The 17,157-nt window shown below is 51.7% G+C and carries 12 protein-coding genes and 1 CRISPR repeat array; of the genes, 2 read left to right on the top strand and 10 right to left on the bottom strand.

What is annotated here, in order from left to right:
• Nucleotides 1–78: 78 nt before the first annotated feature.
• From CKQ54_RS12965 to CKQ54_RS12950, 3 genes are all read right to left on the bottom strand, one after another.
• Nucleotides 79–1,773, bottom strand: coding sequence for a methyl-accepting chemotaxis protein (locus CKQ54_RS12965; protein WP_120162734.1), 1,695 nt, complete (start codon nucleotides 1,771–1,773; stop codon nucleotides 79–81).
• Between the two features lie 101 nt (nucleotides 1,774–1,874).
• Entirely contained in the window at nucleotides 1,875–2,468 is a 594-nt protein-coding gene (locus CKQ54_RS12960) for a hypothetical protein (RefSeq protein ID WP_120162733.1), read from the bottom strand.
• Between the two features lie 503 nt (nucleotides 2,469–2,971).
• On the bottom strand, nucleotides 2,972–4,447 hold the full coding sequence (locus CKQ54_RS12950) for an MFS transporter (RefSeq protein ID WP_120162731.1): 1,476 nt from the start codon (nucleotides 4,445–4,447) through the stop codon (nucleotides 2,972–2,974).
• Nucleotides 4,448–4,562: 115 nt separating this feature from the next.
• Here CKQ54_RS12950 and CKQ54_RS12945 point away from each other — a divergent pair, with 115 nt between their 5' ends.
• On the top strand, nucleotides 4,563–5,576 hold the full coding sequence (locus tag CKQ54_RS12945; RefSeq protein WP_120162730.1) for a helix-turn-helix domain-containing protein: 1,014 nt from the start codon (nucleotides 4,563–4,565) through the stop codon (nucleotides 5,574–5,576).
• A gap of 307 nt (nucleotides 5,577–5,883) precedes the next feature.
• Nucleotides 5,884–6,174: a Bor family protein gene (locus tag CKQ54_RS12940; protein ID WP_120162729.1), complete on the top strand. Its 291-nt coding sequence runs from the start codon at nucleotides 5,884–5,886 to the stop codon at nucleotides 6,172–6,174.
• 202 nt (nucleotides 6,175–6,376) lie between these two features.
• Nucleotides 6,377–7,424: direct repeats of the CRISPR family, unit length 28 nt; unit sequence TTTCTAAGCTGCCTATGCGGCAGTGAAC.
• A 503-nt stretch (nucleotides 7,425–7,927) separates the two neighbouring features.
• On the opposite strand, the gene cas6f is transcribed toward CKQ54_RS12940, so the two are convergent.
• The 7 genes from cas6f to CKQ54_RS12905 all read right to left on the bottom strand — a co-directional run bounded on the left by cas6f (nucleotide 7,928) and on the right by CKQ54_RS12905 (nucleotide 17,080).
• On the bottom strand, nucleotides 7,928–8,482 hold the full coding sequence (cas6f, locus tag CKQ54_RS12935) for a type I-F CRISPR-associated endoribonuclease Cas6/Csy4 (RefSeq protein ID WP_120162728.1): 555 nt from the start codon (nucleotides 8,480–8,482) through the stop codon (nucleotides 7,928–7,930).
• Between the two features lie 9 nt (nucleotides 8,483–8,491).
• Nucleotides 8,492–9,511: a type I-F CRISPR-associated protein Csy3 gene (gene csy3 / locus CKQ54_RS12930; protein ID WP_120162727.1), complete on the bottom strand. Its 1,020-nt coding sequence runs from the start codon at nucleotides 9,509–9,511 to the stop codon at nucleotides 8,492–8,494.
• Nucleotides 9,512–9,533: 22 nt separating this feature from the next.
• Nucleotides 9,534–10,487 (bottom strand): type I-F CRISPR-associated protein Csy2, encoded by a 954-nt coding sequence (gene csy2 / locus CKQ54_RS12925; protein WP_120162726.1) that lies wholly within the window; start codon nucleotides 10,485–10,487, stop codon nucleotides 9,534–9,536.
• Complete coding sequence (gene csy1 / locus CKQ54_RS12920) at nucleotides 10,484–11,824, bottom strand: type I-F CRISPR-associated protein Csy1 (RefSeq protein ID WP_120162725.1); 1,341 nt, start codon at nucleotides 11,822–11,824, stop codon at nucleotides 10,484–10,486. Before csy1 ends, csy2 begins: the two co-directional genes overlap by 4 nt.
• Before the next feature lie 13 nt (nucleotides 11,825–11,837).
• A complete protein-coding gene (cas3f, locus tag CKQ54_RS12915; protein ID WP_120162724.1) occupies nucleotides 11,838–15,071 on the bottom strand; it encodes a type I-F CRISPR-associated helicase Cas3f in 3,234 nt (1,077 codons plus the stop codon).
• Nucleotides 15,068–16,045, bottom strand: coding sequence for a type I-F CRISPR-associated endonuclease Cas1f (cas1f, locus tag CKQ54_RS12910; RefSeq protein ID WP_120162723.1), 978 nt, complete (start codon nucleotides 16,043–16,045; stop codon nucleotides 15,068–15,070). The genes cas3f and cas1f overlap by 4 nt, the downstream gene beginning before the upstream one ends.
• Before the next feature lie 342 nt (nucleotides 16,046–16,387).
• Complete coding sequence (locus tag CKQ54_RS12905) at nucleotides 16,388–17,080, bottom strand: hypothetical protein (protein ID WP_120162722.1); 693 nt, start codon at nucleotides 17,078–17,080, stop codon at nucleotides 16,388–16,390.
• Nucleotides 17,081–17,157 lie beyond the last annotated feature (77 nt).

The raw sequence follows: 17,157 nt of genomic DNA, 5'->3' as shown, positions 1-17,157 counted from the left end.
GTAAGCTCCTCGGGGTTTCCTCGTTTGCCGCCTTTCTGCAAACCTGACTATTTTGGGTAGCGATGTTGATGTACGTGCTTAGAAGGTTTCCCAGTTCTCAGTTAAATCTGTACTTTGTGCTCCACCTTTTCCGGCTTTAGAACCTGAAAGGTTCGGAGTCAACAGAGGCAGCCTTGCCGAAGAGGCCGGGTTCTGGCGCACGTTGTTATTTGTGGTCTGACTCAGCGTAAACACGGCCACAGATTGCGTCAGCAGGCTGGCCTGCTCTTCCAGTGCCGCCGAAGCGGAAGCGGATTCTTCAACCAGTGAGGCGTTCTGCTGCGTCACCCGATCCATTTCAGTAATAGCTTGTGCGACCTGCTCGATCCCGCGGCTCTGTTCATCAGATGCCGAGGTGATTTCGCCCATAATGTCAGTCACACGTGTGACGGCATTCACCATGTCATTCATGGTTTCGCCGGCACTTTCTGCCAGTACTGAACCGGTATTAATGCGGCTGACAGAATCGTCAATCAGCCCTTTAATTTCTTTTGCTGCCTGCGCGCTGCGTTGCGCCAGGGTACGCACTTCACCTGCGACAACCGCAAATCCACGTCCCTGCTCACCTGCACGGGCGGCTTCAACCGCGGCGTTCAGTGCCAGAATGTTGGTCTGGAAGGCAATTCCGTCGATCACACCGGTGATGTCGGTAATTTTCTTCGAGCTGCTGGCGATGTCATTCATGGTATCAACCACGTTTGCCACCACTTTGCCGCCCTTCTGCGCGGTTTCTGACGCGCTCAGTGCCAGCTGGCTGGCCTGACGGGCGTTTTCGGCGTTCTGTTTCACGGTCGCGGTCAGCTGTTCCATGCTGGCGGCAGTTTCTTCCAGCGCCGATGCCTGTTCTTCGGTACGGGAAGATAAATCACTGTTACCCGCCGAAATTTCGCTCGCACCGCTGTAAATAGCATCAGCACCGTGACGCACGCCGGTAACCGTGCGGATCAGTTCGTCCTGCATGTACCTGAGACTATCGGCAAGCTGGCCGATTTCATTACGGCTTTTCACGACTATTTCATGCGTGAGATCACCGGTCGCAATTTTGCGGATGGTCTCAACGATATTTTTCAGAGGATGGATCAGGATCCGCTGCACGCCGGTCCAGGCCAGAATGATGAAGACCAGCAAGACAATCAGGACACTGCCGAGCATCCACATCGCGTGTTTAAAGGAGTTTTCGCTCACTTTCACCGCGTCGTTGTACAGGTGATCGTTCTGGTCGATATAGGTCACGAACGCTTTTTCGAAGTTGTCCTGATACTGCTGTGTAGGCTGTTCGAAGAAGTCGTTGATGCGGCCAAGACCAATCAGCTCAATCAGTTCAGAAAGCGCATCATGCAGAACCTGATACTGCTTTTTGGCATCGGCGGCGAACTGCGGATTCTGGCTCGCATCCACCGGGATTTTTTGATAGTTGGCGAAATGCTGATCGGCGATTTGCAGATCTTTCGTCGCCGTATCAATCAGCTCTTTCACCGTGGCACCGCTGCCCATCTGGTTAGCGTCGAGCATGAAACGGATACCCGCCCGGTTGAGCGTGTTACGGGTCTGCAGCAGATAAATCCAGCTGGCGTTAAATTCTGCCTGCTGTAAGCGGATCTGCTGAGACGTGGTGAAGTTGTCTTTGTCTGTCTTCAACGATTTAAAGAACAGGCCACCGGATACCAACTGTAAAGCACCGAAGACCACCAGTAAGATCACGATCCCCGTGACCACTTTCATACGGTTAAACATGTTGTTCCTTTTTGAATTGGATTTATCTTTAATAGTTATCGGCAGAAAGTGAGGGAACTTTATGTGATGAGGATCGGATTTTTTCGGGGAGACGCGAGGGGTCAGGCAACAGTGGCGACAAAACTCTTCAACAGCGCGATGCGTTGAGCGTCAGGGTTCACCAGCAGATCGTTATGGATGGTCAGCACCACGCCTTTGAGTAATTCGGTGGTGTTGTCGATTTGGGACAGATTTTTGAGTTTTTCGATATCATTGCCGATTTCGCGCCCTTTCAGGGAAAGACGCTTATTCGCCAGACCGGTCGCCAGTTCGGACGTCAGCAAAGTCACCAGACGCATTGCGCCTTGCGGACTGGAAGCCAGATGATGGATATAATATTTAAGCAGTAACGGCACGAAATCAGGGGTTGCCCCCAATTCCGCACTCGCCATGTTCAGCAGATCAATCATGTGCGCAGGCACACGGCTTTCCACTGCTTTGCGTTGTATCTGCAACTGCTTTTTGATAGCAGGCACAGACTGATAAGGGATCACCGCGACGTTGTCGCAGGTTTTACACACGCCCGCGATGATATTTTTCACCATACCGCTGCCGTCATCGAACGGTACATCGCGCAGCTGAAAACTCACCGTGCGGAAAGCCTCACAGACGTTACACACCGCCTTTTTCTCGTCTCCGACTTTATAAATAATCATATTCTTCCTTAATGATGAACGCTGATAAAAACACTGGTAGGCTCTGTAAAGTACCACTTGATGTACCAGGGTACTCCGGCACTACTGACAGTGATGATATGGACATCAATACTGCTGTCAAAATGGTAGGGACGAATCTGATAATTATCTCCAGATGCCCTGCCGATTAGGGCAGCCACTTCATAGGGTGAGATGTCGCCCGTACTCAACAAATTCTTAAGCTGAATCCCGCGTCGTGCCTCAAACTCAATATTTCCATTCTTTAAACATTCGATCACCTTCCATTTGATCTCTCTGAAACTCATGTGGCCTCAATGTACGCCAGTTGTCGTACTTAATCAAATTATCATTTGGCTTCCCGTTTGTTTTCGTTAAGCCCCGTCCCGCAGGGCTATAACGCCATAAGCAGTAAAATGATGCGCAAGAAAAATGATTATTTTTCAGGCAAATGGAAGATGTTACGCAAAACAGCGCGACACATTCTGCAACGCTGATTTTTAAAGTCAGTACGGCTCGCACGTTACCGTTTTACGCCGACCCTTATCGTTAAAGAGCAAATAACTCATCAGCGCCAGGATCCACACACCCGCCGCGCCATAGATCAGAATGACGGCAAAGCCATCCGTCAGCACCTGAGCAATCTGCGCAGTTTGTAATCCTTCAACCACCGATCCGCCTGCGATACGCTCTGCCAGCGAAGACAAATCTCCCGCTGCCGGCATAACTTTTTTCAGGCTGGCGGCAATTCCTGCCACCAGCAGGCTTCCCATCAGGGCAATGTTGACAGCCAGCGTGATCAGCCGCGCACTGATATCAATACCCGACGCCATTCCCGCACGGTTCGCTGCGACGGAACCGGTGGTAGTGTTCGTGACCGGCGTATTGGTCAGCCCGAGCGCCATGCCAGCCAGCAGTGCGCCCGGCAATAAACTCAGATGATGAACGACGGCGATTTGCATCAGGATAAAGCCCGCGCCGATGGTGAATAACCCGAACGGGATAAGGCGGGACGCGCCAAAACGTGCGGTCAGTTTTTCACCGACCGGTGGCATCAGCAACGTGGGCAACGTGTAGGCCAGCAATGCCAGACCGGTCGTGACGCTGCCATAACCCAGTCCGCTCTGGTAATACACCGGCAGATAAATCATCAGTGGCCAGAAGCTGAAATTCATGCCCACTGAGCCCATCAGCGCACCGGAAAATGCGCGGACGCGGAATACCGAGAAATCAAACATCGGATGCGGATGACGTTTTTCAATCCAGATAAACATCGCCGCACTGAGGGCGGTTACCAGCAGAACGGTACGCGCGATGACGCTGCCCCAGCCCAGGCTGCTGCCCTGAGTAATTAGAAACGTTGCGCCCATGACCGTGACCGACAGCGTGATCAATCCGCCGAGATCCAATTTTTTGGCCTGTCCGTCACGGGATTCCACCACGTTTTTCTGCGCCAGAATCAGGGTCAATATGGCGATAAAGACATGAATCAGAAACACCCAGCGCCAGTTAAGCCACGCGACCAACATGCCGCCTATGATCGGGCCAAATCCCAGGCCGAAACCAAACGTAATCCCCCATGCGGCAAATGCCTGACTGCGCGCTTTTCCTTGCGGAAATTGCGAAGACAAAATCGCAATCAGACACGTCAGCATTGCGCCACCGCTCAGTCCCTGTGCGAAACGCGCGGCGATAAGCCATTGCGAACTTGTGGCAAGACCACACATCAGCGAAGTCAGCCCGAAGGCGATAATACTGATAATAAAAACCCGTTTCCGTCCATAGCGGTCCGCCAGCGTACCGGTCGCCATCAGCACCGTGGTACAGGCCAGCGTATAGGCGTTCATGATCCACTGAAGTTCGCGGAAGCTGGCATGAAGTTCCTGTTCAAGTACCGGTGATAAAACGGGAACGCTGGAAATCTCCAGCCCGGACATCAGTGCAGCGAGACAGACGGCCATCAGCGCCAGTGTGTTCTTCATGCTTAAATCCTGCGATGAGTTAAAGACACACAGCATGAAAGATTGGCGGCACAGTAGAAATCAGCCCGTGTGCCATGTATCGTCAAGATTATGCCAACCTGATGGTTTTCCCTGTATGCAAAAAGCTGCTCTGACACTGATGTCTTCCCCGCGCAACCCCGCTCCGCGTAACCGGCGGCTGGTACTGCTGGCCTATGAATGTCTGTGTACCTTCGAATTCGGCACTGCCGTCGAAGCCTTTGGCCGCGCCGATGAAATCACCGGCGAGCCGTTGTACGACTTAGCCGTCGCATCGGTCGAGGAAGGGACGTTCGGCGCACAAGGCGGCGTGCGGCTGGTGGTCGATGGCGGGCTGGAACTGCTGGAAGATGCCGGAACGATTGTGATCCCCGGCTGGCGAAGCATCCACGAACCGGCCTCTGACCGGCTGATTACGGCGCTGCAAAAAGCGCACAGCAACGGCACGCGGATTGTATCGATCTGCGCGGGGAGTTTCGTGCTCGGCGCTGCCGGTTTACTGGACGGCAAACGCGCCACTGCGCACTGGAACAGCACCGATGTTCTGGCACAAAGATTCCCGAAAGTGCAGGTTGAGCATGGCATGATTTATGTCGATGAAGGCAGCATCATCACCTCTGCCGGTGGTGCGGCGGGCGTCGATTTGTGTCTGCATCTGATCCGCCGCGATTACGGTATTGAAGTGGCGAATCGCACGGCACGCCGGATGGTGACACCGCCATTGCGTGAAGGAAATCAGGCACAGCTGATCCAGCAACCCGTTCCGAGGCATCCGGCAAAAACGCTCGCCCCGCTGCTTGATGATTTGCGCAGCCATCTCAATACGCCCATGGTCATTGATCAGCTAGCTGCACAAGCCGGAATGAGCCGCCGCACCTTCCTGCGTCGTTTCCATGATGCAACCGGCACCACGCCCGGCGAATGGATGCTGAGCGTGCGGCTGGAAAAAGCCTGCGCCCTGCTGGAAAACGGCACACTGAGTATTGACCGCGTCGCCGAACAGGCCGGTTTTGGATCGCCGGAAACGTTGCGTCACCATTTTCGCCAGCGGCTGGGGACGACACCAACACAATGGCGTAAAGGGTTTGTTGAGCGGGATTTGGTGGGGTGAATTTTGCGTTCAGAGGCTGGCTTTACGGCAGTAAATTGTCAGCCCAACCGTGACCCGCATAAATGCGCAGCGTTTATTATTAATATAATGGCTGAATATTATTGATTATCATTCATATTAGAAATGCAACCGGTTAATAACCTTTACTCTTTTTTAATACAACACAGAAAAACCTCAATTTTCACATAGTTCAACCCAGACTAAACCATTTACTTTAATAACTAATAATAGTGAGTGGTCGGATTTGTAAAAGTATCAACAGGCCAGAATATATGATTTCACTTCTTTATTATCAACATGAGTTATCATGAAAAAATTTATTATTTCGGTTCTTGCTGTTACTGCATTGTCAGGCTGTGCTCAACAGACATTCAAATTAAATGATGGTATTGCAGAGCAACCCGCTCATGTCACCAGACAAGCTTTCTTCGTTAATGGCATTGGACAAGAACATACCATAGACGCAGCAAAAATTTGTGGTAGCGCAAATAAAGTTGTTCGTACTGAAGTTCAGGAATCAGGGATGGATGTATTCCTGCGCATTGTCACTTTAGGAATATACACACCTCGCGAAGCAAGAGTTTATTGCACGAAATAATAACTCCTGATGATTTTTTATAAATGCCTGCTGTCATTAATAATGATGAACAGCAGGCATCCTTTAATCAAATTTTATTATCCATTAATTTTACAACGCATGTTCTCAGTCATCAGAACGCGCCCACCGGCATTGACCTGCGATTTTGAGGTGCCTGTACGGCAGTGAACATTACCTGCTCTGTATGGGCTGGCTGTGGGGTTTTCTAAGCTGCCTGTACGGCAGTGAACCGACGGCTAACGCCGTGCCTTTACTGTAGACGTTTCTAAGCTGCCTATGCGGCAGTGAACGCACCAACCTCACAGCAGGTGGATGATGTAATTTTCTAAGCTGCCTATGCGGCAGTGAACCCCGCCACTCACATCTACTATTTTCGCTTCAATTTCTAAGCTGCCTATGCGGCAGTGAACGTCAAACCCTGCCGGTTTCGCTTCTACTGAAGTTTCTAAGCTGCCTATGCGGCAGTGAACGCTTGACCACGGTGAATTGTCTATCCCAAACATTTCTAAGCTGCCTATGCGGCAGTGAACTCCGGGCACGTTCTCAACCACGTAAAACTCAGTTTCTAAGCTGCCTATGCGGCAGTGAACAGTACGTTTTCTTTCAGCGCCTCAAAGAGCACTTTCTAAGCTGCCTATGCGGCAGTGAACTTAAATAACGTTCTCAATGAATTATTAAAAATTTTCTAAGCTGCCTATGCGGCAGTGAACAGCTCGCAGTGGTCACATGAAAGGCCGTAGTATTTCTAAGCTGCCTATGCGGCAGTGAACATAACGCCGCGGCTGATGACCGTAGCGCTCCATTTCTAAGCTGCCTATGCGGCAGTGAACCGACAGTGTTTGCAGAGCGATCGGCGTGTCCTTTTCTAAGCTGCCTATGCGGCAGTGAACAGCGGTAATAGCTCGCCATCGATGGGAACGCGTTTCTAAGCTGCCTATGCGGCAGTGAACTGATCAATTTCCCGCTGAGTTCTTTTCATATCTTTCTAAGCTGCCTATGCGGCAGTGAACCGCAGCGTTCAGCGCTTTGTCGATATTCTGGATTTCTAAGCTGCCTATGCGGCAGTGAACCTCACGCAGGCGGCCCCCTTTATAGATAGTGCTTTCTAAGCTGCCTATGCGGCAGTGAACAACTGAAGTGCCTGGGCAACATTTTTGTGACTTTTCTAAGCTGCCTATGCGGCAGTGAACCTCAATACCAAGTTGGCGACTGGCGTTCTTCATTTCTAAGCTGCCTATGCGGCAGTGAACATTTAGGTTTTCAAGTTTACGCATTGAACTGTAAAAGATTATCTCTGTTTAGGCAGAAATACCCTCTTTTTCCTCAAGCTTTTACCCACTATTAAAATCAATGAGTTAGAAACAGCCCCAAAAAGAGGGTTATTTCTGAGATGCCATTAATACCCCATCCCGACCTTCCCCTTCGCAGGGGAAGGAGCAAGACAGATCTCCCTTTAGCATCTGATTTTGCAAGATAATCAGAACGAGGGTTTTATTCGTTCTGGACTGGCGTGATCAAAAATCTTGCTGAACGGAGCGGCCTGAAGACCGGAGGCTTCAGGACCGAGTGAAGGCACCGCAACGCGGCAAGATTTTGCGCCACGCACAGGAGCCGCGAAACATGTCCATCGTGCCTGCGGCAGCGCGCAGTGAAAAGAGCGTGGAGTCCAGAGGCCCGCGCGACTGCGGGTCTCTGGGCCAGTGTGGGCGGCGAACCCACGACCTTGACCTTAAACCTGAACCAGAGCTTGCCCTCAAAACCACGGCACGGTCGCCACCGCACTCAACCCGTATGCCCCAAACACCCCTTCAACAGGTTCTGTTAACAACGCCCCACGCCGAATAAACAGTCTGAATGCCTCACCGGTCGAGAGACTTTTCACGTGAAAAAACGGCAGTGAAGTGATTTGCGATTTGCTGTCGGGGATACGCTCAAGAGCTTCCTCTTCGCTTAACCGGCCTCTTTTCACAGAGCGGCGGCGCAGTCTTTCAGCGCTGCTTTTCACCTGCACACGGCTAAAGCAGCAATGTTGAGCATCCGCAGGGACATCGCGGATTTCGCTGATAGCCACATGGTCATTCAGCCCCTTCATCCATAAGGTCTTGCCGAAGACTGTCAGCCTCGCGGCCGTACCGTGCAAGCGGATGATGTCGCCCGGTTTCTGCCTGTAATGCGGAAAACTGATGCCAATTTTACCCGCAGCATGTTGCCCCAGCGCGCGATGCAATTTGGCAAACAGCGCCGCCATCAGCAGATCGCTGCCAAATTCCGGATCGGGCAGAACGCGGATTTCCTGATAACTCTCCATGCTCGCCCCTTACTCGCCTTTCTCGCCGAAGACGCCGCCACGGATCAGCGTCGCCATCACGTAATGCTGTTGCTCTGTGTCTGGCTTTTTGTCTTTCGTCACCCAGTTATCCAGCAGGGTGTAAAAATCCATTTTTTGCTTTGGCTGGCGATAGGCTTTGCCTTTGCTGGTTACAGAGCCATAAGGTTCGACGGCAATCGGGCCGAGTTCAAGTTCTGCCGCATCGGGATACCAGTCATCGATTGTACGCAGCGCATTGCCGATTTTCTGTGAATGCAGCGCCGCAATGCCGCCCGCCTGATAGAGGATTTTGCTTTTCTTGCTTTCACGGCTTGAGTCTAAAACCAGTTCCTGTGAAGGGAATACTTCCTGACCTTCCCCTAAACGGACAAAAGCTTCAACGGTCAGTAACACAGATTCTTTGCCACTCAGCCCCTGCTCAATCACTGCCGCCAGTTCAGCCAGACTGCCGGTGGGCTGACTGAACTGGCGCAGATTGTATCCGTCCGCCTCAAATTCCCAGCGCTGATTATTGTGCGTGACATGAACGGAAATGCCTTCCGCGCCGATACGGTTGCGCCAGAGAAAACGCCCGTTCGCCAGGTTTTCCGCATAACGTGCGGCCAGTGTGCCAAAACCCTGTTCAGTGCGATAACCATCAATCACGGCGGTCAGCGCAGCCTGATAATCCTGATCGTTACACACCGACGGCGACGACTGATTGCCCAGCACGCGCAGGGTAAAGCGCAGCTTCAGGGTATCAGCATCGAACGGCAGCGCCGCGACATCAACACGTTGCAGGTTAGGTTTTTGGATTTCGGCATCCAGTTTGGTGGGATCAGTGGAAGCGGCATTTTTCATGCGATTGGAAATGGTGCCACGCACGGCTTTTTCCTGAATTTCGATCGGTTGCCATTTTCCAGCGTCGTTTGAATCCTTCCAGTTACCGGCAAACATCTGCGCATCTGAGTTTGCCAGTTTGCGTTCAAAGGCGAGGACTGATGCGGTTTTTACGGTGGTTTTGGTCATTGTGCTTTCCTTGTTTCAATGATTAGAAATCGGAGTGATCTTGTTCAGTTAAGTCGGCTTCCTGCAACGGTTTAGCGTGGCTGCAGATGTAGTGTTCAGTGCCGGCGGGGTAACGCCAGATAAGCTGATGAATATCGGTGACACGGTGCGGACTGCGCCATTCACCGACGCCATAAGCAGCTTCGACAAAGCGGAACGGCGTTGAGGGATCACGGGTTTTTGCCACGTCGCCGGGCGCATATAGCGGCGAAATCGGGGTGAATCCCACCATCAGCGGCACCAGATAACCTTTCGCGAGTTTCGGCTGGTATTGCCATTGCACAGAGTCATCCTCCTGCTGTTCAGCACGGAAAGTAATCGTCGAGAAATCCAGCCACGCGTCGATCATTTCCGCCTGCGGATCCTGCGTCTGGCGTTCGGTAAAGTGCTGCGCCAGCAGTTCTGAGCGGTCAACCAGCGCGAAACCCGGCAATGCGCGATACATCTCACGACGGGTGATGTTTTGTAATTCATCGCCATTCTGCGGCAGCGCCATTACCCGTACCGGTTTCATGGCGGTCACCGTACCGCCCGCCAGCCGCTGAGCAACACACAACGTGTGCAGATGTTGTTCCAGTTCTCTGGCTCCTGTGTCGCCATGCGCAATGCTCCCTTCACACTCTGCAAACAGCGTAACGGTCATGTGCATCCGCCCTTCTTCATTGAATGGCGCAGTTTTCGCTTCTCTGGTCAGCGGAATTCGCGTCAGCGCAAAGTAATGGTCACCCCGTTCGCTGGCCTGATAGGCCTGAACCTGATGCTTATGACACACCACGCCGCAGCCAGTGAATCGCAGCCCGTGGCTTTGCTGAACCTGCCGCGAAAGTGCATGGGTAAATCCCAGAAAATGCGTGATCGCCGGAAAACCGTAGGTCAGACCAGAAATCGCATTGGCGTTTTCGACCTGAATATGAGGCAGAACAATCAGATAACTCATTGCCAGTTCTCCTGCTGAGCGGCATCAAATTCCCGCAGACGTCTGCGCATTAACACCGACCATTCGCGGAATTCGACTGCACCAACATTCAGCTTTTCGTCCTGTTTCAGACGGGTATTCAGCCAGTGGGCAAAATCCTCAGCAATCTCACTGATCCACTCGCCGCCTTCACGCCGGAGTTTAAAATCAGGGTCGGTGCGCTGACGTAACGGATCGAGCCAGAGCTGGTGTGCCGCTTTCAGAACGCAGTCTTCCTGCTGGCTCCAGCCCTGAAGATCTGTCAGTGACTGAATCTCAGCGGCATAGCTGAAGATCATGCCGATCAGTTCATCCACGTATTCGGCGCGCTGCTGGCGGATTTCCATTGTGTTATCGCGTTCATACACCGTGTGCAGATAACGACGCAGATCAGAGACGACACGGGTGACTTTGGGGGACACCGCCGTCAGAAAGGTTTTATGTGAGACCGGTGGCTTAAGGGATTGCTGCCACTGCGGCGGCGCACAGCGCAGAAGATGATTTTTGCCGCCACGAGCACTATTCAGGTAGGAGATATTTTGCGGCTTGGTGCCTCCCATATTTTGCACCGCGAGATCAGGAAAATACTGAACGGCTTCAGGATGGCCGTGCCCTTCACGTCGCGCTTTGCGGGCAGCCACCGAGGCTTCGCTGTAACGTGCATGGCTGATGCGCAGATACAAAGCATGAGCCAGTGAAGAAGAATACAGCGGACTAAGCAGGTGGTATTCGCCCGCGTCGGAAACGGGGAAATAAAGCTGTTTAGCGAGCTGATGCGTCGAGAGCGTTTTATCCGACAGCGCCTGCATAAACCCGCTGCCCCATTGCTGTGCCTGCATCTCATTTTCCGCTAACGCCGTCAGCGCCGAAAAGTCACCGCGTTTGAGGCTGGCGAGCAGAGAATCACCTTCATGTTCCGCAAGAATAAATTTCGCCACATCAGCATTTGCGGAGCTGTTAAAGACAATGTCTACGTCAGGAGACCCCAGACTCGCAGTAGCTAAATAGTTTGAAACTGTATATTGCTCAATACTGTAGACACTGTTTCCTTTCGCATCACCGTGAAAATATTTTACAGCATGTGTTGCTTGACTAACTTTTTCCGCCCGAAAAGCAACTTCAGTCAGCCAGGTCCGGACTTCATATTTCTTTTCAAGCTCGCGACGTTGTTCAAAAAGCTGTTGTTCAAGCCCGGCTTTCTCTTCCGCGCTGGCTACAGAGAGTTGTTTTTCAGCGGCCTTATTGAAGGTTTCCAGTTTGAGCTGGTAGCGGTCGTTGATGTAACCGGTAATAAACTGACTTAATCCATGTGTTTCCATGTTCTCTCCTTGATTAATCGAGTGCACCAAACACCCCTAACGCTTCGTGCCAGTGCCACCGTTTGTTTTCGTCGTCGGCTAAACAGATTTCTCCAAACGTTTTACTGACGCGGTCAAGTTCCCAGCCGAAACTGTCTGCCAGTTCCTGATAGAGCGTTTCGCAGTTCATCTCCATCCACGGACTGACACCTTCGGCATATTCCTGATCAATGGCCTTAAATCCGCTGCTATCCTTCCAGCCTTCAGTTCCCTCATCCGGTTGTCGAAAACGCGGCTCGTCGCCCTCTTCCTCCAGCCACAAATAATATTGCTGATCGGGTGCTGACTGGCGGAAGGGGTTTCTCTGTTGTAATTCGCCGCACCAGTCGGCGTGATCACGCCACCAGCGGGCGGCATAGTTGTCGCCGCAGGGCTTTCTCCCAAGTAACTCCGGCCATAATCGTCCGTGTTCCATATCGTTCATGCTCAGCAGAGGATCCGCTGTTTCCCGCTCTTGTATACGCGGAATGGCGCTGAGAGTTTCGTATTCTTCCGGCCGCAGTAAGTCATGCAGATCGTGGCTGGCAAAGGCATTCCCGCCGCTTTCAAAACCCGGTTTGCAGTAGGCAGGCGTCTTCTTTCTCAGTGCCTTGACGTTTTTATGCAGGATATGAATATTGGGTGTTTGCGGGACTGACTGACGATGGCGCTGAACACGTCCGGCGAGCTGGATAAGCGAACGCATGGAACTGGGCTCAGCGATGGCCCAGTCGTAATCATGATCTCTTCCGATTTCCGCAACAGAAGTCGCGAGCACGACAAAAATATGCTGCTTTTCCGGATGCGCGGCCAAAGCCTTACGCACTTCTTTCACCTGCCAGACAGCGTCTTCGTCATGGCGGGTCAGCATCACATCAAGACGGTTTTCGATATGAGCCCGCATCGCCAGCGGATACTGGCTGTGATAGACGCAATAATGCAGTTGTAAATTTGCCGGAGACGGCGTTGTCATCAGACGTTTTGCCACCGCGACCAGCGGATCGATGTTAGCCATACGGACAATACCGACGGTGAGTTTTTTGCCTTTGTGATGCGCATTGTGCAGTTCCAGTAACGACTGATGAACCCGCGCGGACACCGCATTGACTACATCATTCTCACGGGCGCTTTCCGGTGACACCGTGACCAGCGATGCCTGCCGCAGCGGGCTGGCCTGTTGCAATAAAGACACCCGTTTTGCCACAAATTCGCGGTGCTGTTGTCCGTAAGATTTGCCGGTCATATGCTGACCTTCCGCGACATTAAATTCATCAAACCACGCGCAGCACACGTTCACCGGCAAACCGGGCTGGCCGCAGGCTTGCTGATACGCTTTTCGCCCTGCGACATACGCACTGAATAATGCCTGCACCAGCGCCGGTGCCAGCGTCGCCGATGAAAGCAACACCCGTGAACCCAGCATTCCCGCCCAGTTCACTAACCGGCACAATGCAGGCAAATCAGCCATATCAAAATCATCGGGTTCGTCGAGAACCAGATCAGAAGTCAGCAGCCTGAGCATCGGGGCAATCTGATGACCGCCGCGCAGACTTTCACAGGCAGGCATCAGATGGTCGATCGTCGTCACCAGAACCGGCGCGCTGATGAGTTTCAGGAGAGCGTCTTTACCTTTGAGCCACTGCCCTAACCTGCCGGTATCAGGCGAACCGTCGTAACGCACATACTGATGCTCAGCAAAGAGTTCATCCGCAGACTGGCTGCCGGTATTCTTTATGTCGGCGGTATCGTGATGAAGCTGATGCAACTGCTTTACCGCCTGCGAGCCGATCAGCACTGCCAGATCTTCTTTATCGAGATGCAGTTTCTCGCCCAGTGCGTCACCGGTCTGTAAAGTCAGCGTCCGCAGACCCAGCGCGACAGAGAAACGACAGCCACGTTTTTCATCCGCCAGCCCGTACATGATCCGCGCATTCGCCAGCGTTTTCCCGCAACCGGTCGAGGCCATATTGACGCCGAAAAATCCCTGCTGACGGGCGTTTTCCTGCAGTCCGCAGGTTAAGTCGAATGCTTTATCCTGCCAGCGAAACGTCTCCTGCTGAGCGCGTTTTTTAAATCCTTTATGCCGTGTGATGGCCGGTAACGTATCCCGCAGATACGGCAGACTGCGTGCCAGCAACCATGCGTTCTGGCTGACGCCAATATTGTGCTCATCAAGATGTTGTCTGGTGCCGGTGTTGGCAATGGGCAAAAACGCCGGATCCTGCCAGCCCGCTGTCGCATCCAGCGAAGAGTACAAATGGTCAGCCAGCATCAGTACCAGCCGTGCGAGATGGCGGGTAAAACGGTGTTCAGGTGCGATATGAGGCGAAGTAAACAGCGGCAGTTGCAGCGCGCGTGCGGCAAATTTGTGCGCTTTGCTGCGCCATATCGCGCTTTGCATCGGCGTACCGTGCGGGAACTGCCAGACAGCGCGTTGTTCTTTTGCCGTCCACGGCGCATCCATATTGGTGGAGTTCCAGCACGGCGCAAATTGCTTATCCTGCCAGTGCTGAATATCCGAAAGTTGCGGCGGATTGGTGTAGTTGTCGTTTCGACGCGGATACACCGGCAGGCGGTGATGTGAAACAATCAGCCAGGCCACCAGACGCGCAACCGGCGGCAGACCTTCCAGCGGGCTGTTATAACTATGGCTGACATTATTGCGGGCCAGGTTTTGTATCATGGCGTATTCGTCTTCAGCACTGACATGCTGCAAACGGGTCAGCCATTGTTCATCGGTCTGCTGGCCGACATATGCCTGAAATAAACGAACAGACACCCATTCGTGCCTGAACGGTTCAAAGCCTTTCCCCTTCCCGCTGAGTTTATTCTGGAACAACTGACTGGCTTTGCCAAAATCATGAAAAAGCCCGGCGATAGCAGCAAGTAATCCGATAGTCTGCATACTGTGAAAAGCATTTTCGCTGCCGGACTTTACTATATCCCGCTGCGTCGTATTAGTGGGTACCGAGCCTTTATCATTAAACTTACGAATATTTCCGACAACCCAAAGCACTTCTGTCTGATTATTTGATTTGATCCAGTGACAGGCCACCGCCGTATTTCTGCGCGCCGTTCTCTTGAGTATTCGCCTTAATGTATTCAGCCCTTCCATGGTTATCGCCGTTTGCCACGTCCGCTCGCCCTTGCGCTCAGCAAACTGATCGATGATCCGCCGCGTTTCGGTCAGCGCTTTTTTATTACATTCGGATACCAGTAATATATTCATGGTTGCTGGCTTATTTCATGTGCAACGTTCTGCACCGTTTCAATCATAATGTCGAGCGCATCCGCACGCTGGAAATTGCTCAGACAACGCTGACGAAATTCCTGCTCATCTTCGCCGTTCATGGCAGCAATAAAAGCCTGTGGCAGGATCAGTGCATCTTTAATTAAGTCGGCGACATCAAATACCAGGCCGCCGCGCCGTGTTTTGCCATGCATGACCGCCAGACCGTGCGGCAGGCCAATAACCCAGACCGCCGTTGCAGCCAGCCCGTACGCCAGATAGTTGCCGTGATCGAGATAACGATTAGCGACGTCAACACCGCCGCCGCGTTTTGCCCGCGTAAAGTCTCCATAGCGCGCTGCCGTCGCGGCCAGCTTATATAAAGCTTTTGTCAGCACGGCTTCCTGCCCCATCAATTCGCCCGTGTTCTGGCACTGCGACAGGCTTTGCTCAAACCGTTGCAACAGGGATTCTGTACGGGCGGTATCCAGCTGGAAAGCGTCTTCACGTGCCAGCGTTGCGCTTAACCAGTGTTTACGAATTTGCTCACTGCGCACTTTCTGAAACGCCACTGCGGCTGCCAGTCGTTTCTGTTCATCGAACCAAAAGCTAACCCATTGCTGAAGATATTCCGTCGGACGGTATTCACTCTGAGACGTCAGCCAGGAGACATTCACTTCAACTTCATTCGCCGAATAAAGTGGCGTTCCGCCGCCGCCACAGAACCCGACCAGCACACCCGCACGGGCAAACTCACGCATCGCCGCCTGCGTTACCGACGTTCCGGTTCCCAGCATCACGACAGTGGTATTGGCGATGGGGATATTCCAGTACAGCGACTGTTTCCCTTCTTCCGTGACATATTCAACCCGCCCGCCATTAACCAACACACGGCAATATTGCAGGTAATAAATATTCGAACGTTTGGAGTGGAGAATCGTTTTTAGCTCTGCAGGCATCAATGCGTTAGTCATTTTGAATTCCCTTCAATTTTAATAACGGGATTAAAATAAACCTATTTACGGAAACATCAACGCATTAATATATTCATATTTTGTATGTTCTTAGAGGTGATATTTTCAATTAACATCCCGGGCAATGTATTAGTGGATTAATTAACTTGTTCGATTAAATGTATCTATGACGAGAGAATGGGGATTTTTCTGCCTGTGCGGCAGTTAACTGAATAACAGTCAGACTTCTGACCTTCTTGTTTTTCTAAGCTGCCTGTACGGCAGTGAACCAAATAAAAAGGGCGGGTTAAGGCCTAATGCCATTCTAAGTTGCCTGCCCCATCCTGAATGGCGTTGACGCATTTAACTCATGCACTGAGGAAAACGTGATGACTTTCTCCAGTCTATAAAATTTTGTTGGTTATTCAAATCCATGTTTGATAATTTTCTTTGAATAAAAGCATTAATGCTAGGTTTTCCATCCCTTGTTTCAAGTATCTGTGCACAATATATTCGATATGAACATCCAGTAAAACCTAACTCGAAACGAATGACCCGGCGGCGGGTGTCGCCAATAACGAGACTGGCTCCAGCCCCGCCACCAGACCCTCCCATCAAACTCATACTTGGTATATCCCTGATCGGAAGTTCCCACTCAAAGCCGTTACGTGCGATCCAATGTTTTACATCACGTTCATGAGCATTTTTAAGTGTGGCAGGAAACCCCTTCGTATTCCTTGCAAATGCGTAGCGATACTCTTCCCACCAGGTTTTAAATGTTTGCGATTTTGGGTTTGCTTTGTATAAATCTTTATTATTAGGATTAGTTCCTACGTGGATCCATTTGTCTGTATTAGTATCTAACTTGTACCAATCTACTGTTTCAATCCATTGTAAATCTGGACAATCAATACCTTCGCCAGAAAATGCGCCCATAGAGCGTGACTGAACTTTCAACTTTGCGACCAGATCAAAGTTATGTCCTATTTTTCCAGAATCTCGTATTGACTTAATATTGCGTAATTCAAGTTTGTCTACTGTCATTATTGCTTTCATATATCTCCATTATTGAATGCCAGGTGTTTACTCCTGGTGTGTGAGCGGTTGGACAAGTCCGGGGTCACTGCCCGGAT

Source organism: Rahnella variigena (assembly GCF_003610915.1).
Classification (GTDB): domain Bacteria; phylum Pseudomonadota; class Gammaproteobacteria; order Enterobacterales; family Enterobacteriaceae; genus Rahnella; species Rahnella variigena.
The sequence above is the reverse complement of the archived record's forward strand: the minus strand, read 5'-3'. Positions and strand labels throughout refer to the sequence as shown.